Raw genomic sequence first — 23,801 nt, 5'->3', positions numbered from 1 at the left:
CCCGCACTGTCTGTGGTGCACCGGCCGGGAACCGGCGCACCACATCTTGTAGGAGTCAACGATGAGCAAGTTCGCAGGTAAAAGGGCTGTCGTCACGGGCGGTACCCACGGAATGGGCCTGGCCATCGTCGAAGCGCTTCTGGACGGCGGGGCCGAGGTCGTCCTCACGGGCCGCAATGAGACGAAGATCGAGGAGGCGCGTACCGGGCTGAAGCCGCACCCCGCGCACGTCGTACGCTCCGACGCGGCGAGCATGGCCGACATCCGAGCCCTCACCGGCACCGTGCGGGACAGGCTCGGCCGGATCGACTACCTGTTCGTCAACCACGGCATCGCCGAGGTCCAGACGCTCGAGGAGGTCACCGAGGACTCCTGGGACCGGCACTTCGCCGTGAACGCCAAGGGCGCCTTCTTCACGGTGCAGAGCCTGTCGCCGCTGATCAACGAGGGCGGGGCGATCGTCTTCACCACCGTCGCCAACGATCTGATCTTCCCCGGCCTGAGCGCCTACTCCGGCTCCAAAGAGGCGGTACGGGCGATCTCCCACGTCCTCGCGGCCGAGTTCCTGCCTCGCAGGATCCGCGTCAACGCCGTGGCCCCCGGCTACATCAAGACCCCGACCATGGGTGTCGCGGGGCTGACTGAGGAGGAACGCCGCGAGTTCGAGCGGCAGGGCAGCGAGACCACTCCGCTCAAGCGCAACGGCACCGTCGAGGAGGTCGCGGCGGCCGCGCTCTTCCTGGCCGCCGACGCGACCTTCACCACCAACGCCGAGTTCCCCGTCGACGGAGGGTTCGCCCAGGGCCTCAGCAGCGCGCACTGAGGCAGGCCCCGCTTCCACCGCTGCCCCGCCCATGTGCGGGACAGCGGCCCATGAACGAGTACCGAAAGGTCAGATCCATGACGTCGAGGAGTGCCGTCGGCAGCACGGCATCAGGGCGTGAGCTCGCGGCCGATACGGGGTTCGCCCAGGGTATTACGGCGGGAGACCGGTGATGTGGGACGACGCCGCCGACAGCCCCGACCGCTCGGTCGCCGAACATGTCCGCCGCTACCTGGCCACGGACGGCCGTGACGGTTACCTGGAAGGAGGGATGACCAACCTCGTCCTCACCGTCAAGGGCAGGAAGTCGGGCCGGTGGCTGCGCACGGGGCTGTTCTTCGGGGAGGACGACGGCCGCTACATCCTGGTCGCGTCCGGCTCGGCCGTCACGCAGACGCATCCCGCGTGGTATCTCAACATCATGGCCAACCCGGAGGTCGGCGTGCAGATCCTCGGCGAGCGTTTCACCGCCCGCGCGCGTACCGCTGAGGGGCCGGAACGGGAGCGGCTCTGGCGCATGATGACCGCGCTCGCGCCGGTCTACCACACCTACGAGGCCAGGAGCCGCAGGCAGATCCCCGTGGTCGTCCTGGAGCACATCTGACCGAGGCAGTGAGCACGATCTTTCTTTCCGGTGGTTCGGTTGGTCTCGCCGAGCTCATGTGCCTGGGCCGCCTGCTCGAACGGCAGGACAGTGCCGACCTCGACGCCCAGCTTTCCCACCTTCACCAGCTCGGCGATCGTCGCCATCGCGGCGTTGTCCGCCGCGCCAGCGGGCGTGGGCATGATGGGGCGCGCTTCATGCTGATCCTCCCGTAGGGATGGGCGAGCGTCGTGGACGGGCGGGCGGCGTCTTGACGTCAGCAGGTGGAAGGGGAGCCGCCCGTCGTCGCCTCGTTCCTCTCCAGCGGCCGGATCCGCGCTTCCCCAGGCGGCCTCGGTGTACAGCACCCTGAAGGCAGGGCTGAGGATGTGGTCGCGGTGGATCTTGCTGTCCATCCACGCTGAGACGGCCGCGCGAGGAGTGACATAGCCGCGTCCCCACCCGACGAAGGTGTTCTCGGCAACGGAGAAGGAGGTGCAGCGGCGGCCGTAACCCACCGCTCGGGCACGGCTGGGGCGGGGTCGAGCGGGTCTGTGGATTGATGTGCGAGCTGGGGCAGACGTGGTTCGACACGGCCGAACCGGCCGGCGATCCGGGCAGCTCGTTGAAGATGACCGTCCAGCCGTCAGGGCCTACGCTGTGGCTCGCGGCCACCGCATGATCTTTTGTTGTCTTCACAAACTCCGAATGATCGCGCGGTGGCTCCGCGGACACGGCCCCGTCCGCCGGGGAGCTCACATCCATCAACATCCGTTGCGGATTTTTCCACACACCGAATCCTTATTTATGCACAGAACAATCACCGACGCGCTGACAGCATGTCGAACCAGCAAGCGAATCACCCACAGCGGGGGACGGGCCGGGTGAGGCCGTCAAATACAGGCCCGCCGCTGGAACATGGCAACAAACTCCACTGCCTGGACCAGGAAAATCGTTATGGCAGGAGCCGGGGCAGCACTCGCGGGCGGCCTCATGGTCACGGCGCAAGGCCCGGCCGCCGCCCAGGAAACGTCGGCGGTCGCGCTCAGCACGGCCGCGCAGGCCGGTGCCGCGACCGCGACCGCCGCACGCTACCCGGTCCGCTGCTCCGTCTTCGGAAACTGCACGATCTACTTCCCGAAGAGCGTCACCCGCACACTCAACCGCTTGATGCAGTCCTATGGGCGTGACGCGCAAGGATTGATTGAGGCCGCGTGCGGTGACCTGCAGAGCGGCCAGAGCATCTGCAAGTGGGGCGCGAAGCACCTGCCTCGGTCCACCTTCACGCACCTCCAGCTCGCGGTGAAGGAGGGCGGGTGCTACGTCGGCCGCATCTACCCCGCCGCAGCGACATTGGGCGCTGGCTTCCGATCCGACCGGGTCGGCCCCCGGCACACGCTCTGCCGCTGACCGCCGTACGACCCGAGGTGGGTGCTCCGGTCTCCACCCAGACCGGAGCACCCGCCTGCGCCCGCACCCCGTTCCATGCCTCAACTCATGGAGCCAGGTGAGATCAGCGGTGATGCGAATTCCGGTTGTTGGCCTCGCCGGCAAGAGCTCGGCCCGACGTCATGCCGTTGAGCTGCGGTATCGCTTATTGACAGCAAGCGGCTCTCAGCGTGCGCATGCTGAGAGCCGGGGCGCTGTTCAGGTGTCATGGGGGCGGAACCCGTCGATACCGGCCGCGACCGGGTCGGGGCGGGCGCGAGATACTCGGCGACGGCCCGGCGGCACCAGGCGGTCACGTTGAGGGCCCGCTCCGCTTCGATCTCGGTGTCAAGCTGGGCGGCGGCTGGGCGCGCCGGTAGCCATCGGTGAGCGCGATGCCGAGATAGCCCAGGCCGATCCCGTCGGGCAGTGTGGGGTCGATGACGTGGTCGCTCGCGGCGGTGCTGCACCAGGCGTGATCGAAGGCGAAGGGCAGGTCTTCGGTAATCACCATGCCTTCCACGGACAGCAGACCGGCATGTTCGTCGGTCAGGCGGCACGCCGTTGCGAAGCAGGTTCCCGACGGGCCGGGAACGAATGCTGCTGGCCTCGATGCCGGTGTGAACAGGCGGCCGTGGGCCAGCAGCATCTCTGCCAGGCTGGCGTATCTCCAGTCGTCGCGTCGATCGGTGTGAGCGGCGCGCCATAGTCCGGCGATGGCCTCGACCTGCTCCAGCAGGAGTCGCGTCGCCGGGCGGACATCGCTCCTCATGAGGGCCGCCACGGCGGCGGTCTCGTTCTGGGCTTGGGCCCGCAGCGCCTGGTCGGCCTGCTTGCGGAGCCGGTCGCGGTCGTCGGCGAAGCGTTGCCCTTGACGGGCCTTCACCGCGAAGTCGGAGACGTACCGTACCGGCACGCAGGACAGATGCGAGACGGCCGACCTGTCATAACGAAGCTGTCAGTTCGACCCGCGCGACGAGACATCGAGTACGCACACCGGCGTCCCCGTCGAGCCGCACCTCTACCCAGCACGTTCCACAGCCGACCGTGATGGCCGGAGCCGCGGTCTCCCAGGTGGTTGATCCAGGACTGATCGCCGTGTTCCGCCGCGCGCTGATGGCCAGGCGGCCCTGCTCAGCCGAACAGGTGCGCCGGCCCGGATGTCCTTGAGCCGCTGAAGGCCGACGTTCGGCGGGTATCTTCGATGGTGGTGCCCACCTTGGCCGCGCTGCACAATCGAGCCGGTCAAGGAGCCGCCAGCAGCTGAGGGGGACGATCGATGGGCGCGGGCTATCCGAAGGGGCGACGGCGACGTGCCGAGATCGTCGAGGTCGCGTTCGCCAAGTTCGCCTCGGCCGGGTACCGCAACGCGAGCATGGTGCGGATCGCCGCGGACTGCGGGGTGTCGCGGATGGGCCTGGCGCATCACTTCCCGACGAAGGAATCGCTCCTGGCCGCGGTTCTCGAAGAACGGGATCGGGTGAACGGCGAGTTGTTCTTCGCCGGAGCTGGATCCCTTGGGTGATGCCGATCTGCGGAGTGAACACGAAGGTCTGCAGCCGCGCGCACACCGCGTAGGCGGCCAGCGCGAGCGCGCCGGTCGCGGCGAGAGTCGTGTTGATCAGCGCTGCCAACAGCGTGGCACCGAAGCCGGCGAGGAAGGAGGGGGCGCCCACCGAGAGCACGGCCCCGATCGTTGCCGGGTGCGGGCGCAGGTCAGCCGGCCGGATCCGGTACGGACGATCGCGCTGGACGAAGAAGAACCAGACCGCCATGCCTGCCGACACGGCCTGGCCACCGACCGTGCCGAGAGCCGCGCCAGCGGCGCCCAGGCCGCAGACGAAGATCAGCAGCGGATCGACGACGATCTGCACCAGCACGGGCAGAACCCACAGCATCGTGGAGAATCGCAGCCGTCCTTCCGCGCGTACCAGAGCCGAGAACCCGGTCGAGAAGATCGCCCCTGCGATGATCACTGCCGCGTAGGGCCGCGCGTACGCCATCGTCGGCCCGGACCCACCCAGCATGGCCAGCAGCGGATCGAGCACGAGCAGACCGGCCACGGTGACGGACAGCGCCACGAGCCAGAACACCACGAACGCGTTCCCCGCTGCGCGTGCGGCCTGATCGGGCCGGCCGGCACCGAGGCTGCGCGAGACCACGGACGCGCCGCCGACGCCGACGGTCGTCGAGACCGCGCCCAGCATCAAGAGGATCGGCGCGACGAGGTTGACCGCCGCCAGTGCTGACTCGCCGACGCCTCGGGCGACGAACCAGGCGTTGGTGAGTGCGTAGATCCCGTAGACACCCACCGAGAGCGTCGTCTGCGAGCAGGCCCACCACAGCAGCGGCCCGATCGGGCGGCTGCCTAGCGATTGCGCGTGATCGCGTACTGCCGGACCGCGCCGGCCCATCAGCGCGTCACCGGGTGCGGCCGAACTGCGCCATCAGCAGATCAAGCTGCGCGCGGCCGAAGTCGTAGGTCGTGGTATCGGTGTGACCGCGGTACTCCGTCTCGACGATCATGATGACGGCCAGGTACAGCGAGTACAGCCGGCGGCGCACGCGTTGCGCCTCGGATAACTCACCGAGCCCGTATCCCCGCATGAAGTCGGTGGGATCTCCGAAGACCGGCAGGTCGATCCCGGTGAGTCCGGCCTCCATGAGCGGATCGCCGTAAACGGCACGCTCGTGGTCGAGGATGGACACGATCTCACCGTCGCGGATCATCGAGTTCTTCGCCCAGAGATCGACCTCGACGAAACGGGGCTCGGTCACGTCATCGAGCGCGCCCGCGTTCTTGGCGAGCACCGCGCGGATGTCGTCATGGTCCCAGCCGATGTCGACCTGAACGCGGGCGCCATCGGCGAGCGTGTCCTCGATCATCGTGGTGGACGCTTCGCGCCAGGTCACCGATCCCGGGCCTGCCAGCGGCCCGAAATGCGGCCCCACGATGGAATTCAGCTCCCGGTTGAGCGCACCGAGCTTTCGTCCGCCCGCCGCGATGGCCTCGGCCGTCAGACGACCCTCGGCCGCCGCGAGGCCGAAGTTGTCGGCATCGACGTACTCCATGAAGAAGTAGTCCGCATCGATCAGCTCCCGCGACACATCCGCGTGATCGACCCGCGGCACCGGAACCCTGGTGCGATCCCGGACCAGTGCCATCGCGGCAAGCTCGTTGCGCATCATGTCCCGCTCACGGGTCAGCACGGCCACATCCCCCGCAGGGGCGATCTTCAGCACCACCTGCTGCCCGTCACGAAGCCGCATGCGATACACCACATTGAACCAGCCATGCGTGATCTCCTCGGCGAAGTCGTCGCCGTCGGGCACCTGAGCGGTCCCATAGGCTCGCTCGATCATCGCCCGAAGCGTCTTTGGCGGCTGCCGATTCTTCGTGATGCTCTCCATCGGAACTCCCGTCCGGCCGCCATTGCCGTGCCTCGGCTCGATTGTCCGCCGAGGGATCCTCCAAGAAACCGGCAGAGATGACGGAATTGCTTCTTGGCCTGCTTCACGCTGTCGTAGACGGCCGGCTTGTCGGTCACGTCCAGCTCCAGGTGATCCCACCACGGCGCACCATCTGCGCTACACGCCGGTTCGCGGCAGGACCACCTGGTCCTTGTCGCCGAGATCCTTGGCCACGCCCGCCTGGAAACCACCCGCTGGTACAAGAAAGACGCCCGCACTCGGACAGCGCCAATCAGCGACGTGTGTCACTCTCGATGCTCGCTCGACGGACGATCGCGGTTCCGGACCATGCTGGACGCGTAACCCAGCAGAGGAAGGAAGACTTCGTCGGTGACCGCGGCCAGGTCGGCGTCGGATGGCCGGATTCCGAAGACCACGAAGTCGTCCCGCAGCAGGCTGATCGGCAGGGTTATCACGCGTCGCGGCCAGGGGCCGGGCGGGATCTGGCCGCGTTCGGCCGCGCGTTCCAGCACCGTGGACATGGCGTCCGACAGGGTCGAGCCGGCGATGAGGTCCCGCAATCGCTGCGCCAGTCGCGGGTCGTGAACCGTGTCCGCGATCAGTCCGGAGACCGTGTCGCGGCGGGTGTCGGCGAGGTTCGCCTGCGCCTGGCGCAACAGGGCCAGCACGTCGTCGCGCAGGTCGCCGGTGTCGGGGACCGGCACGTTGGCGAACCGGCTCCCCAGCGTGTCCAGCACCAGCTCGGGCAGGCTGTTCCAGCGGCGGTACAACACGGGTTTGCTGGTGCCGGCCCGGTTGGCGATGCCGCTCATGGTGGACTTCGCGTAACCAGTTCGGCCAGTTCCTCGCGAGCCGCGTCCAGGATGGCGTTCTCGAGCTCGGCTCCCCGGCGGCGCTTGCCGCAGCCGCCGATCAGGGACACCAGCGGAAGGTCGGCGTCGAAGGGCGCTCGCTCATCACGTAGGCGCTGATGGTCGCTAGTGTCTCCGGCTCGTGGAGGCCAACGGCTCGTTCGGTTCGGGACTTGGACCGCGCACCATTGGGATGGTCGTCGCGATGTCGAACGGTCACCCGGCGGCGGCCGTAGGCGATGTCGTCCAGGTACAGGCCCAGTACCTCGCCGGGGCGCAGCCCGCCCTGCAGCATAAGCAGGACGATCGCCCGGTCCCGCAGGTTGACCTGGGCTTCATCCAGCGGCAGGGAAACCTTCTGAACTGTCTTCACGCGGACGACGCGACGGACCGGCCGTTGCCGGCTGGCAGGAGCGGCGGCACCTGCCCATGAACGGCTGATGCCGCTGTGGCACCCGCTGCAACGCTGGGTCAGGACGCTTCTCGATCGGGTTCACACCTTCCAAGAAGCCCCGACACGATGGCGTACTCGTAAAAGGAGGACACTGCGGCCAGGATCCGGTTCACGGTGGTCGCAGCGAGCTTCGTGCCCGGTCCACCCGCGTCCACGGTTGCGACGGTCAACGTCATCCGTTGGCTGACTTCCGGGCGGGAAGTGGCCCCATCTCGCTGCCGAGGATGGCCGCCGCTCGCGGGTCCACGTCAGGACGGCTCCGGCCAGGCAGCGATGGCCTCGCTGTGCGGGAAAGTGCCGACAACTCCGTTCAGGAACCGTTGCCCGACCCGCAGGTGAAGAGGCTCTGCGTCAGCGCGGGGTGAGGACGCAGAACTCGTTGCCTTCCGGGTCGGCGAGGACCGTCCACGGCACGTCGCCCTGGCCAATGTTGATGTCGATGGCGCCCAGAGCTCTCAACCTGGCCACCTCCGCCTCTTGGTCGTCACCGGGGTATGGCCGGAGGTCCAGATGGACTCTGTTCCTCATGGTCTTCACGTCGGACGTGCGGTGGAACTCCAGATAAGGGCCGACACCCTTGGCGGACCGGAGCATCGCGTGATCGTCGGTCACCTCGTGCAGGGTCCAGTCCATCGCTTCGTCCCAGAACCGGGCCATGGCCCGCGGATCCGCGCAGTCGACCACTACCGCGGCGATCGGCCCGGTGTCCTGGTTGAGCGGATGAGGCTCCAGCACGCAGAACTCGTTGCCTTCCGGGTCGGCGAGGACCGTCCACGGCACGTCGCCCTGGCCCACGTCGGCGGGCGTCGCGCCGAGCTCCTGGAGGCGCGCGACCAGCTGTGCGTGATGGGCCGCAGAGGTGGTGGCGAGATCAATGTGCACGCGGTTCTTCACCGTTTTGGGTGCCGGGTCGCCAACGATGTCGATGACGACGGCGGAGGGGTCGGGATAGACGAAGCCCATGGGCTCGAGGCAAGTTATGCCGGTGATGCCGGGTTCCTCGCTGTCAATACCCCAGCCGAGCACCTCCGCCCACCACCGGCCGAGCACCGAGTGATCCAGAGCCTTCATATGGATCTGAATGAGCCGCGTCGCCATGCCGTCGATCATATGACCAGGTGGATGATGCTTTGTTCGCGTGATCACTTAAGGCGACTTCGCTGATCGGCCGGGTTGCACCGCGTGTTGAGGCTTTCCTCTACCGCGCCCAGGCAGGAGGTACGGCGGGAGGGGAAAGTCGCCGGGACTCGTTCAGCGACAGTCTTGACGTCATGAGTGTTTGTGACAACGAGCAGTGCGACGCGGAGCCCGACATCGGGCTCCGCTGCTTACGGCTGCGCCACCGGCCGGACGGCTCTCTCGCCGTGACGGACGAGTCTGGTCCAGCGAGACGTACCAGGCCCGGTGCGTGGACGGAGGCGACCGCGTGACGGACCCCTCTGCCCCCGCCGCTGTCTCGTGGCGGGAACTGTTGAGCCCGGAGTACGCCGGCGTGGCGATCGTCCTGGCCGTCGGGGTGCTCGTCGGTGCGATCAACATCTATCTGGCCTCGAGCCTGCTGCCGACCGCGGTGGCCGAGATTGGCGGTCGGCGATGTACGGCGTGGGCAATTTCGTCGGACCCGCGCTCGGCGGGCTGTTCGCCCAGTTCGGGGGCTGGCGGTTGGCGTTCGTCTCGATGGCAGTGATCGCGGCGCTGTGCGGCTTGCTGGTGCCCCGAGTACTGCCACGCGGCGACCGCGGCGACGTCCGGGCGCCGGTCCCGGTGGTTTCGCTGCTGCTGGTCACGGCGGCCGCCGCCGCGGTCAGCGTGGCCGGGGTGTTGTCCGGGGCCGCGGCCATCGCGGCCGGCATCGCGGTGGCGTTGCTGCTGGTGGCCGTCTTCGTCGCTCATGAGCGGCGCAGTGAGCTGCGGGTCTTCCCGCGCAGCACCTACCGGCCGGGTTCGCCGCTGAAGTGGCTGTACCTGACGCTGGCGCTGCTGGCTTTCGGCGTCGCGGTGGAGTCATTCCTGCCGTTGTTCGGACAGCGGTTGGGCGGGCTGGCCCCGGCCGTGGCCGGGTTCTTCGGCGCGGCCATCTCGCTGGGCTGGTCGGCGACCCAGCTCGTCAGCTCCTCAGCGGTCAAGGAGCGCACGATCGGCCGGTTGCGCATGCTCGGCCCGCTGCTCCTGGCGCTCGGCTTCCTCGTCCAGGGCCTGCTGCAGCGGCAGGACGCCCCGCTCTGGCTGGTGCTCGTGTGGGTGCCGGTGCTGTTCATCGCCGGTGCCGGTGTCGGGCTAGCCTATCCGCACCTGTCGGTGGCGGTGATGTCCAGCACGCAGGACCCCAGCGAAGGAGAGCGGGCGGCCGCTGCGATCGCCACGGTGACGAGCCTGTCGATCGCGTTCGGGACGGCGGTGGCCAGCGCCCTGGTCAACCTGGGCGGTTCCTCGATGCTCGACGCGGCACGTTACATGCTGTTCGGGTTCGCGATCATCTGTGCGTTCGGTGCCGTCACCGCCCGCGCGGCATCTCGTACCGGCTCTCCGGCGTCAGCCGGCCGGCCTGGCTCGTGAGCGTCACATTCCGCCCTCGGGCCGTGAAGCCCAACCGCAGGCTCTCGGCCGTCTGCCCTGGCTCGACCCGTGGATGGTCAACCCGCTACGCCGACGTACGCGCGCTGCTCGCTGATCCGCGCGTCAGCGTCGACGTCGCCGAGCCAGGCTTCCCGCACACCAACGCGGTGAGCAAGGCGCGCGACGCGCAGATGAAGACGCTGATGCAGATGGACGCGCCGGAGCACACGGTGCACCGGCGCCGGCTGACCGCGGACTTCATGGTCAAGAAGATGGAGGTGCTGCGGCCCACGATTCAGCGGATCGTCGATGGTCTCATCGATGACCTGCTCGCCGGGCCGAACCCGGCCGATCTGGTGGAGGCGTTCGCGCTGCCGGTTCCCTCGCTGGTGATCTGTGAGCTGCTGGGGGTGCCGTACGCCGACCGCGCCTTCTTCCAGCGGGTGGCCGGTGAACTGGTCATGGACGAGGGCGATCCGGCCAAGGCCATGGCCGCCAGCGAGAAGCTGAACAGCTACCTGGAGAATCGGGTGGAGGAGAAGAACGCCGAGCCAGGCGATGATGTGTTCAGCAGGCTGACCGTCGAGCAATACCGCACCGGCGCGATGACCCGGGCCGAGATCGCCACGATGGGACAGCTCCTGCTGGTGGCCGGGCACGACACCACCGCGAACATGATCGCGCTGGGCACGGCCGCGCTGCTGACCAACTCCGAGCAGTTGAGGGCACTGCGCGACGGCGCCGACCCTGCCCTGGTCGCAGGCGCGGTCGAGGAACTCCTGCGCTACCTGTCCATCACCCACACCGAAGCCCGCCGCGTCGCAGCCGCCGATCTTGAGATCGGCGGGCAGCTGATTCGCCGGGGCGAGGGCATCATCGCGGTCAAGAGCACCGCCAACCGCGACCTCGCCGCCTTCCCCGACCCCGACGTGCTCGACGTCCACCGCAACGCCCGGCACCATGTCGCCTTCGGCTACGGCGCCCACCAGTGCCTGGGCCAGCCGCTGGCCCGCGTGGAGCTCCAAGTCGTCTTCGGCACCCTGTTCCGGCGCATTCCCACGCTGGCTCTGGCCGTACCACCGCAAGATCTGACGTTCAACCCCAACGCGGTCTTCTACGGGGTCCGCGACCTGCCCGTCACCTGGTGAAGCAAGCAGAAGAGGAGAAGGTAGATGAAGGTCACCGTCGACCAGGACGCCTGCACCGGCTCGGGGCAGTGCGTGCTCAGCGCACCTGAGGTGTTCGACCAGCGCGACGCCGACGGCATCGCCGTGCTGCTCGACGACAGCCCGGAGCCCCGGCTGCACGAAGACGTCCGTGAGGCCGCGCGGATCTGCCCGGCCCTGGCGATCACGCTCACGGGCCCGTGAAGCAATTGTCCCGCATCGTTGTCGTAGGCGCTTCCGTGGCCGGGCTGACCGCCGCGGAGGCCCTGCGCCACCACGGATTCACCGGCGACCTGACGATCGTCGGCGCCGAATCCTGGCCGCCCTACGATCGGCCGCCGCTGTCCAAGCAGATCCTGCGCGGCACATGGCAATCCAACCGCGTGACGCTGCGGCGCCCTGACGCGCTCGACGCCCTGGGCGCGGACTGGCGGCTCGGCGTAGCTGCCACCCGCCTCGACACCGACGCGCGCGAACTCACCCTCACCGACGGCGGTGTGCTGCCCTACGACGGGCTTGTGATCGCCACCGGAGTCACCCCCCGGCAGCTGCCCGCAGGACACGAACTCGGCAGCGTTCACCTGTTGCGCACCCTCGACGACGCGCTCGCCCTGCGGGCCGGGCTGCTGGCCGCCACCTCCGTGGCCGTCGTCGGTGCCGGTTTCCTCGGCTCGGAGGTCGCCGCGATCGCCCGCGAACTCGGCCGCAACGTCACCTTGATCGACCCGCTGCCCGCCCCGCTGATCCGTCAGTTCGGAGGTCACGTTGCCCAGTTGTGCGCCGAGTTGCATGCCCAGCGCGGCGTAACGGTCCGCTCCGGCACCATCGTGACCGCACTGTGCGGCCACGATGGTCGGGTCACCTGTCTGAACCTGGACGACGGCGATCACGTTTCAGCCGACCTGGTGCTGGTGGCCATCGGCTCGACCCCGGCCGTCGACTGGCTGACCGGCAGCGGGCTGAACCTGGACGACGGCATCCGGTGCGACCAGACGTGCAGGGCCGCCCCCGGCGTCGTCGCCGCCGGCGACCTCGCCTCATGGTCCCACCCGCAGTTCGGGCGCATGCGCGTCGAACACCGTATGAACGCCACCGAGCAGGGCACTGCCGCCGCGCGAACCCTTCTCGGCGCGGCAACCCCGTTCGCGCCCGTTCCCTACTTCTGGAGCGACCAGTACGACGTGAAGATCCAGGCCTACGGCCGCCCCAGCGGCGAGGCGAAACTCCACATCATCGCCGACGACCCGGCCACGCATCAGTTCGCCGCCCTGTACAGCACGGATGGTCGCGTCACAGGAGCCGTGACCTGGAACCTTCCCCGGCAGGCACGCGACCTTCGCCGCCATGTCGCCGAGCGAACCCCTTGGCGGCAAGCGCTCGGAGTCCGCCGCGGCTGATGGCGATGTGCGCCGGCTACCGGATTCTCGATCGCCGGGGTCGGTGACATCCAGGCCCAGGGCGCGGCCGCCGCCACGTTCGACGATGTCGCGGATCTGCGGGGGACCTGGCCACCAGGCCGCCCGCGAGCACTGCGCCGGTCTCTACCGACGACAACCTCGCCCTCCTCAAGGAGGCCGGTTTCACGCGTTACGGAACGATCCTGAAGTACCTCGCCTTCGAATGAGAATGGCCGCACCCGTCTCGGCGAGCAGGTTACGGACGCGATCGCCCTCCTGACCGCCGACGCGGTCAGGGACGATACCGAAGGACATCTTCAGGACCCCTCAGGTCGGGCGAATCCGCGGCTACTGGGAACCAGGGCCGCAGCGGCCGGGGCGAGGAAGCACACCAGCGCGCAACCGGCCAGGACCGGCTGCCAGCCGAAGGCGTCGATGGCGGGGGCGAGGAAGGCCAAGCCGACGGGAGCCAGGCCGTAGGAAACCAGAAAGTCGAGCGAGGAGACCCGGGCGAGCAGGCGCGGCTCCACCTCGCGCTGCGTGGCGGTGAACCAGGGCACGTTGAACAGCTCGATGCCCAGCCCGGCCAGCACGTAGGCGGCGAACACCACTGCCGGATGCACCGGTAGCAGCAGGCTGAGCGGCGCGAAGCCGTACAGGGCCAGGCCAGCCAGGGCGGTCCAGCCCTGAGCTCGCGGCGTCCAGCGGGCCACGAGGAGCGCGCCGGCCAGCGCGCCGAGGGTGTAGGCGGTGAGCGCCGCCGCGAGCATCGCCTCGGTGCCGTAGCGGTCGCGGCTGACCAGCGGGAGTGCCACGCCGGTGGCCGAGTAGCCGGTGAAGACGACGGCGGCCAGCGCGCCCAGCCCGGCGAGGAACCACGGGTGCCGGCGCGCCTCGCGCACCCCCTCGCCGAACTCCGCGAAGAACCGCGCGCCGTCCGCCGGACGTGCCGGGGCCGACAGTCCCCGGGGCGGCAGTACGGCGGCGGCCAGCCATAGCAGCCCGGTGCCGATCAGCAGCCACCAGGTGTTCAGAACGGCGGCCAGCAACGCCGTGCCCGCCGGCGCGACCAGGGTGGTGACGCGCACGGCCAGCGTCATGGCGGCGTTGGCCTGCCTGCGCCGCCCGGCGTCCACGACTTCGGCCGTGAGCGCCTGGAACGCGGGCCGGCACGCCCCCTGGCCCGCGCCGACGACCGCCGCCGCCGCGGCCATCAGCGGAATCGACCGTCCGAGCCCTAGCGCGATGAACGGCGTGGCGAGCGCGGCGGCCAGCCCCGCCCACAACACGACGGCCCGTCGCGAGTACCGATCGGCCAGGACTCCGCTGATCGGCACCGCAAGGAGGAAACCCACCGTTCGGGTGGCCAGCACGATCCCGAGAGCGGCGGCGGTAAGCCCACGGTCCAGCACGGCGAGCCCCAGCACGAACGGCAGCGCCCAGGTCGCCAGCCCTGAGGCGGTGGTGCCGCACCACAGCAGGAGGAACCGCCCCTCGCGCATGATGGACCGCGCCGCGGACGGCGACGTGTCCGAGTCGGTGGGCATCGGTGCGATCACAGGCGGACTCCTCCAGGGGACCAGGACAATCGAGATTTCTGATCCACAACGCGGCAGTGAAAACCACTATCATTCCACTTCTCTGAAGGCCTTTCCCCCGTTCCGTGAGATCAGCGTCTTCACCGGGCTTGTGCTGCTCTTGTCCTCGGCCGCCTGCGGCGGTACCCGATCCGTCTCCCCTTCGTCCGCTCCTGCCCCAGGTGCGGTGCGGGTGAGCAGTTGTGGCCAGGGCCTGTCGTTCTCCAGCCCGCCGGAGCGCGTCATCACGCTGGACCATTCCTCGACCGAGACGCTGCTCGCGCTCGGCCTGCAGGACCGCATGGCCGGAACCTCGAATCTGAAGACCATGGTGGCGCCGCAGTACAAGACCGCCTACGACAGCGTCCCCGTAGCCCATCGAAGGCGCTCGGCCGGACCGACCAGCTCGTCATCGACGCCGCGCTGGAACGCCTCGACCTGACCGAGCTGAGGGCCAGGGACTGGAAGACGCCCTCCGGTGGCGAACGCCAGCGCACCCACATCGCCGCGCGCCCTCGCCAGCAACCCTGGTGCATCCTGCTGGATGAACCCACCAACCACCTGGACATCAGACACCAGCTTGCCCTGATGGACCTGCTGGCGACCACCGACCAGACGATTCTGGTGGCCCTGCACGACCTGGCCCTGGCCGCCCGCCACTGCGACCGCCTCGTCCTGATGAGCGGCGGCACGCTGATCGCCGACGGGCCGCCGAACGAGGTCATCACCCCGGAACGGCTGCGGAACGTCTTCGGCGTCGAGGCCCACATCGCCACGGACGCGCTGGGCAGCCTGACGGTCGCCTTCGCCCGCGCCGGTGAGGCAGGAAACCTGCACGCGACCTGGTGAGCCGCCCCGGGCGGCGCTGCTCATCCGGTCATGTCTCGAGTTCGCGTAGGTATTTCGCGAATCCTTCAAGCCCGTCGATGTTGCGCGGGCCGCTGATGCCCTCGTTGTAGTCCAGGACATAGAAGCGGTCGTTCACCACGGCTGGCAGCTTGCTGGTGGTGGGGAACTCCTTCAAAAACTTGATCTTCTCCGCGGCGGGCTTGTCCCCGTAGTCCAGGATGACGATGACCTCCGGCTTGGCCTCGACCACGGCCTCCCAGGTGACCTCCCCCCAGCGGGCGTCCAGGTCACCGAACACGTTCCGGCCGCCGGCGAAGCGGATGATGTCGGTAGGCGGCACCTGGCTGCCCGCGGTGAACGGCTTGTCCGTGCCCGAATCGTAGAGGAAGACCGGGGTCGGGTCGCCCTTGGGCGCCTGCGCCTGAACCGCCTCGACGCGCTTGCGGTAGTCGGCGATCAGTTCCTGGGCCTTGGCCTCGACGCCGAAGATCTGGCCGAGGCGTTCGAGGTCGGTGTAAAGGGCCTCGAACGGCGCCACCCGCTCAGGGTAGCCGGGGTAGTTGAAACATGACTCTGAGTGCATGAAGCTCTGAATCTTCAGCCCGTCGAGGATCTCGGGGGTGATGCCGCGCTGGTCGCTGAAGCCCGAGCGCCAGCCGGCGACCACGAAGTCGGCCTTGGCGTCCACGACGAGCTCGCGGTTGAGCAGGTCGTCGCTGAGGAACGTGACCTTGGCGTACTCGGCCGCCCAGGGCGACTCCTCGACGGACGGGTTGGCGGGCGGCATCACGTAGCCGTGCACATGCTGGGTCAGGCCGAGAGCGAACATCTTGTCGGCGCTGCCGCCCTCGTAGACGATGGCGCGGCGGGGCGTGGTGTACTGGACGTCCTCGCCGCACCTCTTGACCGTCACCGTGCTCGCGGCGGCGCCGTCACCCTCCACCTGCGCGCCGCATCCGGCGAGCAAGAGCGTGCTCGCCAGGAGCACGGCGATGGTAGGTCTCTTCACTCGGGGTTTCCTTTCATGATCGTGGCCGCACCCAGGTCGTAGAGCACCTGGGGGACCCCGGTGAGGGGATGAGGGACGACGCTCGCCTCGACGCCGAACGCCTCGCGGAGCAGTTGTCCAGTGAGAACCTCGGCGGGCGGGCCGCAGGCGACGAGAGCGCCGTGCGACAGCACCGCCAGCCGGTCGCACGCGGAGGCGGCCAGGTTGAGGTCGTGCAGGGTGACCAGCACGCTCACCCCGGCGCCCTTGAGCATCGACAGCAGCCGGATCTGGTGGTGCAGGTCTAGATGGTTGGTGGGCTCGTCCAGCACCAGCACCCGCGGCTCCTGCACGAGCGCCCGGGCCACCAGGACCCGCTGGCATTCACCGCCGGACAGCGACAGCACACCGCGGTCGGCCAGGTGCAGCACCTCCATCTGCGCCATCGCCTCGCGGCACAGCTCGCTCTCGCGGGCGCTGAGCGCCTGGTTGCCGCGCAGGTGGGGAGCGCGGCCGAGGGCGACGACCTCCGCGACGGTGAAGTCGAGATCCGCCCGCCCCTCCTGCGTGAGGGCGGCGATCACGCGGGCGCTGTCGCGCAGCGGCATCCGCGACAGGTCCTGCCCGTCGATCCGCACCGCGCCGCCCGTCGGCCGCAACGCCCGATACACGCACCGCAGGGCTGTCGTCTTCCCCGAACCGTTGGGCCCGACCAGCCCCACCACTTCCCCGTCCTCGACGGTGAGCGCCAGATCCCTGACAATGGCGGCGCCGTCGATGGACACCGAGAGATCGTCCAGCAGCAGGCGGGTCATCAGCGACCTCCGAACAGGTAGCCGCGGCGGCGCAGCAGCACGACGAACACCGGCACGCCCACCAGCGCGGTGATCACGCCCAGTGGCAGCTCGCGCGGAGCGACCAGGGTCCTGGCCACCAGGTCGGCCCACACCATGAAGATCGCCCCGGCCAGCGGCGCGATGGTGAGCACGCGTACGTGCGCCGCGCCCACCCACAGCCGCACCAGATGCGGCATGACCAGTCCGACGAAGCCGATCGCGCCGCTGACCGCGACCATGGCCCCGGTCGCCAGCGACGTCAGCACGAACAGGCCCCGGCGAAACCTGACGGTGTCGACACCGAGGCTCACCGACGTCTCGTCACCCAGCGCGAGCACGTCCAGGCTCCGCCCGGAACGGCGCAGCACCACGACGGTGACCACGGTGACGACCGCCACGACCGGCAGCGCTCCCCACGTGGCCGCGCCGAAGCCGCCCATCGACCAGAACAGCACCGTGCTCGTCGACTCGCCGTCCGGGACGAAGTAGACGATGAGGCTCATCACCGCCTGGAAACCGAACGCCATCGCCACTCCCGTGAGCACCAGCCGCAGCGGCGCCAGCCCGCCGGCGCCACGGGAGGCCAGGTAGACCAGACCGGAGACGAGCAGCGCCCCGAGAAACGCGCCGGCCGAGACCGCGTAGATCCCCAGCGCGGTGAGCGCGCCGGTGGCGCTGACGAGCACCGCCCCCGCCGACGCGCCCGACGACACGCCGAGGACGAACGGGTCGGCCAGCGCGTTGCGCACCATCGCCTGGATCGCCACCCCGACCACGCTGAGCCCGGCCCCCACCAGGACCGCCAGCAGCACGCGCGGCGTCCTGACCTGCCAGATGATCTGGTACGCGGTGACCTCGTCGGCCCCGATCGTGCCTCCGGTCACGGCCGCCCAGAGGAAGCGCAGCGTCTCCCCCGGTGGCACGGTGGCCGCGCCCAGCCCGATCGCCAGCAGCACCGACACCACGAGAACGCCGGCCAGCAGAACGACGATCAGCGGCATGGCCGGCCCCGTCACCTTACCGGTGGGCGAGTCGCCAGTTCCCGGGACCGCCGGTGAGGATGCCGCGCCGGAGCCCGATGAACCTGACTCACGCAACGTTCTCAAAGACACTCCAGAAAATGAGAATCATTTCCAACAGACCGTATCACCACGAATGACTCGCGCACTATCGGAGCGAAGGCGTGGAGACAGCCGGGTCAGTCTGCTGCCGCGTACCTGCGTGGGGCTGGGGAGGGCGATGTCGCAGCCGAGTACGGCGGATCGGCCGGTTCCGGAGCGTGGCCGGCCGCCGGAGTCCGGGTCACCACAGGGCTCGGCCGGGTTCCGGCCGCCCTGGGCGTTCACCTCGTGGCCCTGCTGGTGACGGGGCGGTTCCTGCTCGCGCCCTACCTGACGCATCCGGCGCTGCGGACCTGGGCGACCGTGTTCGCGGCCGTGTGCGTGCAGGCCCTGCCGTTCCTGGTGCTGGGGGTGGCGTTGTCGGCGGCCATCACCGCGTTCGCGCCCGCCTCGTTCTGGACGCGGGCGCTGCCCCGGCGCACCTACACGACGGTGCCCGTCGCGGGCATGGCCGGGGCGGTGCTGCGACCTGCTGCATGCCGGCGGGTTCCTGGTGGTCGGCGCGCTGGCGGCGGCGACCCTGAACGTGGCGATCCACGCCAGGCCTGATCTTCTGGAAGCAGCGTTCGACGGTGTTGCGCCGTCGGTAGCGCTCGGGGCCGGCCTTGGCTCACCAGGCGAAGATTGCGCGATGGTGCGCCTGGAGGGCACGACGTTCAGGTCAGGACCCCGGGGTCGTGGTCGTAGAGCCAGGCGGTGGCCTTCTCGTAGAAGAGCGGGACGAACACTCGCATCACGGCGGCTTGCAGGCTGCGTTTGACGGGACCGGCCTTCTTGGCGTCGCGGTTGTCGTCAGCGGCGCCCAGAAGCTTGATGATGCGGGGACGGCGCCGGGCGTCGTAGGCGGCCAAGGCGTCGGGGATCGCTGGGGTGGTGCGCAGAGTTGCGGCAAGAGTGAGGGCGTCTTCGATGGCCATGGACGCGCCCTGCCCGGCGCCGACGGGGTGGGCGGCGTCACCGATGAGAACGATCCGGTCGTTATGCCAGGTGGAGACCGGGTCAACGGCGTGCATGATCACCGTAGGGTGCAGGCGGGTGGTGGCCGCGATGACCGCCGACGGAACGCTCTCGTGCCGGTAGAGGTCGGCGGTGCGGCGCAGCCATTCGGCGTCGGTGACGCCGGTCCTGTCCGGTTCGGCCGGGTCGGCGATCTGCGCGGACCACCAGACCTCGCCGTCCCCGGCACCGAGGTGGATAAAAGCTCCGTTGCGGGCGAACGTCATATTGAACACGCCCGGGTCGACGCTCGGCGCCCGCGAGACGCCAGAGACGGCGTACAGGCCAGCGTACTCCGGGCGGGGCGCGGCCGGGTCGAGCACCGCGCGGGCCGCGGCCAGTCCCAGTTCTCGGCACCGCTGCAAGGACCGCCGCCCCGCTCGCCGGCTCTCCGCCAGATCACCGATCTGGTGACGGCGAACCCCCGCGGGGACCACTCGCTCGGTGAACTCGCGAAACACCTCAACGTGAGCACCCGGCACCTCACCCGGCTTTTCCACGGCGAGCTGTCCACGACACCGGCCCGCTACGTGGAGAACATCCGATTCGACATGGCCAGGGCACTGCTCGACCAAGGGCACACCGCGACGCAGGCCGCGACCCTCGCCGGGTTCCCCAGCTACGAGAGCATGCGCCGGGTTTTCGCCAGGAAGCTGTCGATCAGCCCGGCCGCCTACCAACGCCGGTTCAGCACGGCTCGCCGCGCCAACGCGGTTTGATCCCGCGCCCACAGGGCTCAGGTCGCGTCAGAGCACCGGTGCGAGCAGTGACTAAATCTTCAACTAATATCGCCTCGCCACACAGGCGGATCCAAACCATGAAACGAGTGATCAACGTATGCCCGTCATGGCCACATCGGAGAGCATGCCGAACAGCACCCCCACGGCGGTCATCCTGATCGACTCCGAAGGCATGGTGATCGGGTGGACGCCGGGCGCGGAGGAGCTTCTCGGCTACCGCGCGGCCGAGGTCCTCAACCGTTCCTGCGCGCTGCTCATCATGCCGGAGCGCGCGGCGGCCTGGGACGCGGTGTACGGCGGCCAGGAGGCCTGGCCGGGATTCGCCGAGTTCCGCCATCGTGACGGCACCAGGGTCCTCGGGCACGTCGAGGGCTCCCGGCTGGTCACATCGGGAGAGGAGCCGGCCTGGCTGGTGGCGGTGACACCGGCCACCGCCGGCGCCTCGGGTCGGGCGTGCTCCTGGGTGGAGCCGCTCATCAGGCGTACTCCGGTGGCGATGGCGATCTGGGACCACGACCTGCGCTGCGTGTGGCTGAACACGGCGGCGGAGCGTCTGCGGACGGTCTTTCCCTGGTACGAGCTCGGCCGCTCCCTGGCCGAACCCCTGCCGGGCAGGCACACCGAGGCCATGCAGGAGACGGTGCGCCAGGTACTCACCAGCGGTGTCCCGCATCTCGACCGCGAGAACCGCTGGTCCTCGTCCGACCGGCGCGAGGACCGTATGTTGTCGACCTCGCTGTTCCGGCTCGAAGGCGTGGACGGGCGGCCGCTCGGCGTGTGCACGCTGACCATGGACATCAGCCACAGCCGCTCGCGCGACCGGCTCGCCCTGCTCCGCGAGGCCAGCGTCCGCATCGGCAGCACGCTCGATGTCACGAAGACGGCGCAGGAGCTGGCCGACCTGGCCGTGCCCGTCCTCGCCGACTACGTCACCGTCGATCTCGCCGAATCGGTCTTCCCGTACGCCGAACCCCTGCAGCGGCTGGCCGCCACGGAGGTGAGCGTTCCCGTGTTCCGCCGGGCGGGCGTGGCCTCGATCCACGACGGGAGCCCCGAATCCCTCTGGCCGCTGGGGCAGGCGGTGTTCGTGCCCCCGTCGTCGCCCTTCACCGAGGTCCTGTCCTCGGGCCGGGCCCACTTCGAGCCGGTGCTGGACACCTCCTCCGGCACCTGGCTCGACCAGGACCCGGACCGGGCCGCGGTCATTCACGACACCGGCATGCACACGCTGATCATCGTCCCGTTGCAGGCCCGGGGCGATATTCTGGGCGTGGCCGTGTTCGTCCGCACCGACAACCCGGAGTCGTTCACGAGGGACGACCTGCTTCTCGCGGAGGAGCTCGGCGCGCGTGCCGCGCTGAGCCTGGACAACGCGCGCCAGTACACCCGTGAGCGCACGGCCGCGCTCGCGCTGCAGCGCAACCTGCTGCCGAGCAACCTGACGGGCGGCGACGCCGTCGACGTGGTCTCGCACTATCTGCCCTCCGACGTGCACGACGGCGTCGGCGGTGACTGGTTCGACGCGATCCCGCTGCGTGACGGCCGGGTCGCGCTCGTCGTCGGGGACGTGACCGGGCACGGGATCAACGCCGCCGCGACCATGGGGCGGCTGTCGCACCGCCGTGCGCACCCTCGCGTACCTCGGGCTGCCGCCGGACGAGCTGCTGGCCCACCTCGACGATCTCGTGGTACGGCTGGCGGAGGAGGACGCCGGCCCCGACGGTTTCCCGGACGCCGCGGGAGCCACCTGTGTGTACGCGGTCTACGACCCGGCCACCCGGCGCTGCACCCTGGCCGCCGCCGGGCACCCGCCCCCCGCGACCGTCGCCCCTTCCGGCGCCGTCACCTTCCACCGGCCGCCCAGCGGCACCCCGATCGGCCTGGGGCTCGGCTCCTACCGATCCCTCGACCTCGAACTCGCCGAAGGCAGCCTGATCGCCCTCTACACCGACGGCCTGATCGAGACCCGCGAGGCCGACATCGAGGCCGGCATCGACCGTCTCGGCGGCGTCCTGGCCGGTGCTGCCGCGCTTCCGCTGGACCGGATCTGCACGACGGTCATCCAGGGCATGGTGGGCGACACCAACTCCGAGGACGACGTCGCGCTCCTGGTGGCCCGCACCCGTTAATCATTCGGCTCTCCGGATGGCGCCGAATCTCAGTCAGCCCGAGGGGTTCATGTTCAAGATGATCGAGGGTAGCGGTCTGACCTCTGCCTGCTGTCAACGAGCTCAGGTGGGCAAGGGGCCTTCGAGAGGGTTTGCGGCGCTCCGGGTGGCGAGGTCGTTGCGGACCGAGGCGGCGGTGGCGCTGCCCGGCTTGCGCCTCGCCTGGTCCTCGAAGGACGCCAGGAAATCCCTGCCGAATCCCAAACGGGGATAGCGGGCAAGCATCTCTGCTCGTGCGTCCGCCGAGAATTGCTCGGCATGCCGCCCTACGGTCTCCCAGCTTGTGGCGACCTGCAGCAGATGTGCCTCGGGGTCGGTGGCCGCGGGCACGTCGTCGCGCATGTGCAGCACGATGATCTTCTCGGCTCTGGCGGCTCGTTCCGCCGGCCAGCCGGCCACCGTACCGAAGACCCAGGCCAACTGGCCTCCCGCCTCCTCGAACGGCACTGTATGGCTGTCGAACGCCTCCGTCAGCCCGATGTCGTGGAGCAGCGCCGAAACGTAGTACAACTCATCGTCGTAGGCGATGCGGTGCGCAGCACCGTACATCGCTCCCCAAAGGTAGGACCGGACGCAGTGGTTGAGCAGCGCGGGTGAGCAGAAACGCCTGACCACCGACAGTGCCGCCGCAGCAGCGGGAGTCTCCGGAAACATGAGCTCAGTCTCCCGTACACCCGGCCTCGTGCTCCGGTCCTGAGGCGCGTGTCGTGAGCACGATGTCGTCCGTACCAGGCAGGCATCACCCCAAACGGCGGCGTCCAAGGCGAGCACGGCGAACGTGGCGAGCCAATGATCGTTGACGAAGTCACCGGCGATCACCTGCGACAGAGCGGCCTTCAGCTGCGCTTCGGCGGCAGCGGTAAGCCCGGACGCCGCCCATCGTCCGCCGGGAGCGCGGCGGCGATTACCCACAGCGCCGCGGCGCCTGATCGCCCGCCCGATCAGGTGCCCGATGCGCGGATCGCGACGACCGGACACCATCGGCGGCCCCAGCAGAGTCTGTGACTCACCATGTGTCAGCCCGGGCAGGAACGCAGGCAGCCACGCCGCGAACCCCAGGAAATCAGCGCAGGCCTCGAAGGCGTCCTGCTCCCGAAGGCGACCCCAGCCCCAAAGTAGCGATGAGCTAGATCACGGTTGCGGTTCGTAGTCGTCACGAATCGCGCGTACCGGGGCGTAGGGGATGTTCCCCGTTCGATCGTGTGCCCTGTTCTCGGGGGTCGGTCGGGCGAAGGGAGCGGCGGGATGCGTCGGGAGTGGGAGCCGGAGGAGCTGATCGCGGCGTGGACGCTGCTGGACAGCGACTGGGAGCTGGTGGGGAACAAGACGGGGGCGACCCGTCTGGGCTTCGGTCTGTTGCTGAAGTTCTTCGAGCAAGAGGGCCGCTTCCCGCGACATGCGGGTGAGGTGCCGCGGGCGGCGGTGGACTACATGGCCGGGCAGGTGAAGGTCGACGCTGCGCTGTTTTCGGAGTATCGGTGGTCGGGGTCGACGATCGAGTACCACCGGGCGCAGGTGCGGGAGGCGCTGGGATTTCGGGAGTCGACCCGGGCGGATGAGGACGTGCTGGCCGGGTGGCTGGCGAAAAAGATCTGTCCGATGGTGTTCACCGACGAAGGGCTGCGGGCGGCGCTGCTGCCTCGCTGCCGGAAGTTAAAGATCGAACCGCCGGGCCGGATGGACCGGATCGTGGGCGCGGGCCGGGCCCACTTCGAGCGGAAGTTCTGCCTGCATGTGCTGAACGGGTTGTCGGCGGGACTCGGCGCGGGCGCTGTGGGAGCTGGCTACGGGCGAGGACGGGTTCCTGCTGGAGCTGAAGTCCGACCCCGGCCGGCT

General features: G+C 69.2%; 25 protein-coding genes and 5 pseudogenes. 16 read left to right on the top strand and 14 right to left on the bottom strand.

Annotated elements, in window-relative coordinates; genetic code table 11:
- Window positions 1-61: 61 nt before the first annotated feature.
- Both ACTWPV_RS45545 and ACTWPV_RS45540 read left to right on the top strand, forming a co-directional pair.
- Window positions 62-823, top strand: coding sequence for an SDR family oxidoreductase (locus tag ACTWPV_RS45545; RefSeq protein WP_443156584.1), 762 nt, complete (start codon window positions 62-64; stop codon window positions 821-823).
- Between the two features lie 172 nt (window positions 824-995).
- Window positions 996-1,427, top strand: coding sequence for a nitroreductase family deazaflavin-dependent oxidoreductase (locus tag ACTWPV_RS45540; RefSeq protein WP_443156583.1), 432 nt, complete (start codon window positions 996-998; stop codon window positions 1,425-1,427).
- Here ACTWPV_RS45540 and ACTWPV_RS45535 read toward each other — a convergent pair.
- Window positions 1,373-1,573: a zinc-binding dehydrogenase gene (locus tag ACTWPV_RS45535; RefSeq protein ID WP_443156641.1), complete on the bottom strand. Its 201-nt coding sequence runs from the start codon at window positions 1,571-1,573 to the stop codon at window positions 1,373-1,375. The two genes, ACTWPV_RS45540 and ACTWPV_RS45535, sit on opposite strands and share 55 nt — an antisense overlap.
- 790 nt (window positions 1,574-2,363) lie before the next feature.
- Here ACTWPV_RS45535 and ACTWPV_RS45530 point away from each other — a divergent pair.
- A complete protein-coding gene (locus ACTWPV_RS45530) occupies window positions 2,364-2,816 on the top strand; it encodes a hypothetical protein (protein ID WP_443156582.1) in 453 nt (150 codons plus the stop codon).
- Between the two features lie 331 nt (window positions 2,817-3,147).
- Here ACTWPV_RS45530 and ACTWPV_RS45525 read toward each other — a convergent pair whose 3' ends face one another.
- The 6 genes from ACTWPV_RS45525 to ACTWPV_RS45500 form a co-directional block, all read right to left on the bottom strand.
- The gene (locus tag ACTWPV_RS45525) at window positions 3,148-3,750 is read right to left on the bottom strand and encodes a hypothetical protein (RefSeq protein ID WP_443156581.1); all 603 of its coding nucleotides are present in this window, start codon (window positions 3,748-3,750) and stop codon (window positions 3,148-3,150) included.
- A 28-nt stretch (window positions 3,751-3,778) separates the two neighbouring features.
- Window positions 3,779-5,248 (bottom strand): MATE family efflux transporter, encoded by a 1,470-nt coding sequence (locus ACTWPV_RS45520; protein WP_443156580.1) that lies wholly within the window; start codon window positions 5,246-5,248, stop codon window positions 3,779-3,781.
- A 7-nt stretch (window positions 5,249-5,255) separates the two neighbouring features.
- The gene (locus ACTWPV_RS45515; RefSeq protein ID WP_443156579.1) at window positions 5,256-6,245 is read right to left on the bottom strand and encodes a phosphotransferase family protein; all 990 of its coding nucleotides are present in this window, start codon (window positions 6,243-6,245) and stop codon (window positions 5,256-5,258) included.
- 305 nt (window positions 6,246-6,550) lie between these two features.
- The gene (locus ACTWPV_RS45510) at window positions 6,551-7,171 is read right to left on the bottom strand and encodes a TetR/AcrR family transcriptional regulator (protein WP_443156640.1); all 621 of its coding nucleotides are present in this window, start codon (window positions 7,169-7,171) and stop codon (window positions 6,551-6,553) included.
- Window positions 7,172-7,178: 7 nt separating this feature from the next.
- A complete protein-coding gene (locus ACTWPV_RS45505) occupies window positions 7,179-7,490 on the bottom strand; it encodes a tyrosine-type recombinase/integrase (RefSeq protein ID WP_443156578.1) in 312 nt (103 codons plus the stop codon).
- A gap of 432 nt (window positions 7,491-7,922) precedes the next feature.
- Window positions 7,923-8,669, bottom strand: coding sequence for a VOC family protein (locus ACTWPV_RS45500; RefSeq protein ID WP_443156577.1), 747 nt, complete (start codon window positions 8,667-8,669; stop codon window positions 7,923-7,925).
- A 504-nt stretch (window positions 8,670-9,173) separates the two neighbouring features.
- Between ACTWPV_RS45500 and ACTWPV_RS45495 the strand changes: the two genes are divergently transcribed.
- Genes ACTWPV_RS45495 through ACTWPV_RS45480 form a run of 4 tightly spaced genes read left to right on the top strand, consistent with a single transcriptional unit; the run spans window position 9,174 to window position 12,690 of the window.
- Window positions 9,174-10,127 carry an MFS transporter gene (locus ACTWPV_RS45495; RefSeq protein ID WP_443156576.1) on the top strand — a complete coding sequence of 318 codons (954 nt, stop codon included), beginning with the start codon at window positions 9,174-9,176 and terminating at the stop codon, window positions 10,125-10,127.
- 23 nt (window positions 10,128-10,150) lie between these two features.
- Complete coding sequence (locus ACTWPV_RS45490) at window positions 10,151-11,275, top strand: cytochrome P450 (RefSeq protein WP_443156575.1); 1,125 nt, start codon at window positions 10,151-10,153, stop codon at window positions 11,273-11,275.
- A gap of 24 nt (window positions 11,276-11,299) precedes the next feature.
- Window positions 11,300-11,497 (top strand): ferredoxin, encoded by a 198-nt coding sequence (locus tag ACTWPV_RS45485; protein WP_347648546.1) that lies wholly within the window; start codon window positions 11,300-11,302, stop codon window positions 11,495-11,497.
- Window positions 11,494-12,690 (top strand): NAD(P)/FAD-dependent oxidoreductase, encoded by a 1,197-nt coding sequence (locus ACTWPV_RS45480; protein WP_443156574.1) that lies wholly within the window; start codon window positions 11,494-11,496, stop codon window positions 12,688-12,690. Before ACTWPV_RS45485 ends, ACTWPV_RS45480 begins: the two co-directional genes overlap by 4 nt.
- A 317-nt stretch (window positions 12,691-13,007) precedes the next feature.
- Here ACTWPV_RS45480 and ACTWPV_RS45475 read toward each other — a convergent pair whose 3' ends face one another.
- The gene (locus ACTWPV_RS45475) at window positions 13,008-14,237 is read right to left on the bottom strand and encodes an MFS transporter (RefSeq protein ID WP_443156639.1); all 1,230 of its coding nucleotides are present in this window, start codon (window positions 14,235-14,237) and stop codon (window positions 13,008-13,010) included.
- On the opposite strand from ACTWPV_RS45475, the gene ACTWPV_RS45470 reads away from it, so the two are divergent.
- The 3 genes and pseudogenes from ACTWPV_RS45470 (at window position 14,218) to ACTWPV_RS45460 (ending at window position 15,116) form a co-directional block, all read left to right on the top strand.
- Complete coding sequence (locus tag ACTWPV_RS45470) at window positions 14,218-14,709, top strand: hypothetical protein (protein WP_443156646.1); 492 nt, start codon at window positions 14,218-14,220, stop codon at window positions 14,707-14,709. The genes ACTWPV_RS45475 and ACTWPV_RS45470 overlap by 20 nt on opposite strands.
- Window positions 14,679-14,765 (top strand): annotated as a pseudogene (locus ACTWPV_RS45465) (hypothetical protein); the annotation flags it as partial. The gene ACTWPV_RS45470 and the pseudogene ACTWPV_RS45465, both read left to right, overlap by 31 nt.
- Window positions 14,766-14,855: 90 nt before the next feature.
- Complete coding sequence (locus ACTWPV_RS45460; RefSeq protein WP_443156645.1) at window positions 14,856-15,116, top strand: hypothetical protein; 261 nt, start codon at window positions 14,856-14,858, stop codon at window positions 15,114-15,116.
- Between the two features lie 28 nt (window positions 15,117-15,144).
- On the opposite strand, the gene ACTWPV_RS45455 is transcribed toward ACTWPV_RS45460, so the two are convergent.
- Genes ACTWPV_RS45455 through ACTWPV_RS45445 form a run of 3 tightly spaced genes read right to left on the bottom strand, consistent with a single transcriptional unit; the run spans window position 15,145 to window position 17,941 of the window.
- Window positions 15,145-16,125 (bottom strand): ABC transporter substrate-binding protein, encoded by a 981-nt coding sequence (locus ACTWPV_RS45455; RefSeq protein WP_443156573.1) that lies wholly within the window; start codon window positions 16,123-16,125, stop codon window positions 15,145-15,147.
- Window positions 16,122-16,919, bottom strand: a complete 798-nt coding sequence (locus ACTWPV_RS45450) for an ABC transporter ATP-binding protein (RefSeq protein ID WP_443156572.1) — start codon at window positions 16,917-16,919, stop codon at window positions 16,122-16,124. Before ACTWPV_RS45450 ends, ACTWPV_RS45455 begins: the two co-directional genes overlap by 4 nt.
- Window positions 16,919-17,941, bottom strand: a complete 1,023-nt coding sequence (locus ACTWPV_RS45445) for a FecCD family ABC transporter permease (protein ID WP_443156571.1) — start codon at window positions 17,939-17,941, stop codon at window positions 16,919-16,921. The genes ACTWPV_RS45450 and ACTWPV_RS45445 overlap by 1 nt, the downstream gene beginning before the upstream one ends.
- A 348-nt stretch (window positions 17,942-18,289) precedes the next feature.
- Here ACTWPV_RS45445 and ACTWPV_RS45440 point away from each other — a divergent pair, with 348 nt between their 5' ends.
- Window positions 18,290-18,610 (top strand): permease, encoded by a 321-nt coding sequence (locus ACTWPV_RS45440; protein ID WP_443156570.1) that lies wholly within the window; start codon window positions 18,290-18,292, stop codon window positions 18,608-18,610.
- Window positions 18,611-18,717: 107 nt separating this feature from the next.
- On the opposite strand, the gene ACTWPV_RS45435 is transcribed toward ACTWPV_RS45440, so the two are convergent.
- Entirely contained in the window at window positions 18,718-19,422 is a 705-nt protein-coding gene (locus tag ACTWPV_RS45435; protein ID WP_443156569.1) for an FAD-dependent monooxygenase, read from the bottom strand.
- Window positions 19,423-19,467: 45 nt separating this feature from the next.
- Between ACTWPV_RS45435 and ACTWPV_RS45430 the strand changes: the two genes are divergently transcribed.
- Both ACTWPV_RS45430 and ACTWPV_RS45425 read left to right on the top strand, forming a co-directional pair.
- Window positions 19,468-19,776 carry a helix-turn-helix domain-containing protein gene (locus ACTWPV_RS45430; protein ID WP_443156568.1) on the top strand — a complete coding sequence of 103 codons (309 nt, stop codon included), beginning with the start codon at window positions 19,468-19,470 and terminating at the stop codon, window positions 19,774-19,776.
- Between the two features lie 118 nt (window positions 19,777-19,894).
- Window positions 19,895-20,545, top strand: a pseudogene (locus tag ACTWPV_RS45425) (PAS domain-containing protein); the annotation flags it as partial.
- Between the two features lie 176 nt (window positions 20,546-20,721).
- On the opposite strand, the gene ACTWPV_RS45420 reads toward ACTWPV_RS45425, so the two are convergent.
- The gene (locus ACTWPV_RS45420) at window positions 20,722-21,003 is read right to left on the bottom strand and encodes a hypothetical protein (RefSeq protein WP_443156567.1); all 282 of its coding nucleotides are present in this window, start codon (window positions 21,001-21,003) and stop codon (window positions 20,722-20,724) included.
- Between ACTWPV_RS45420 and ACTWPV_RS45415 the strand changes: the two are divergent.
- Together ACTWPV_RS45415 and ACTWPV_RS45410 are read left to right on the top strand one after the other, a co-directional pair.
- Window positions 20,885-21,400 (top strand): annotated as a pseudogene (locus ACTWPV_RS45415) (PP2C family protein-serine/threonine phosphatase); the annotation flags it as partial. The gene ACTWPV_RS45420 and the pseudogene ACTWPV_RS45415 sit on opposite strands and share 119 nt — an antisense overlap.
- Before the next feature lie 19 nt (window positions 21,401-21,419).
- Window positions 21,420-21,926 carry a PP2C family protein-serine/threonine phosphatase gene (locus ACTWPV_RS45410; protein ID WP_443156566.1) on the top strand — a complete coding sequence of 169 codons (507 nt, stop codon included), beginning with the start codon at window positions 21,420-21,422 and terminating at the stop codon, window positions 21,924-21,926.
- A gap of 102 nt (window positions 21,927-22,028) precedes the next feature.
- Here ACTWPV_RS45410 and ACTWPV_RS45405 read toward each other — a convergent pair.
- A pseudogene (locus ACTWPV_RS45405) lies at window positions 22,029-23,048 on the bottom strand (DUF2891 family protein); the annotation flags it as partial.
- A 162-nt stretch (window positions 23,049-23,210) separates the two neighbouring features.
- Between ACTWPV_RS45405 and ACTWPV_RS45400 the strand changes: the two are divergent.
- Window positions 23,211-23,627 (top strand): annotated as a pseudogene (locus tag ACTWPV_RS45400) (DUF4158 domain-containing protein); the annotation flags it as partial.
- Window positions 23,628-23,801: the final 174 nt, after the last annotated feature.

The sequence above is a fragment of the Nonomuraea sp. KM88 genome (assembly GCF_052245635.1).
Lineage (GTDB): Bacteria > Actinomycetota > Actinomycetes > Streptosporangiales > Streptosporangiaceae > Nonomuraea.
The sequence above is the reverse complement of the archived record's forward strand: the minus strand, read 5'-3'. Positions and strand labels throughout refer to the sequence as shown.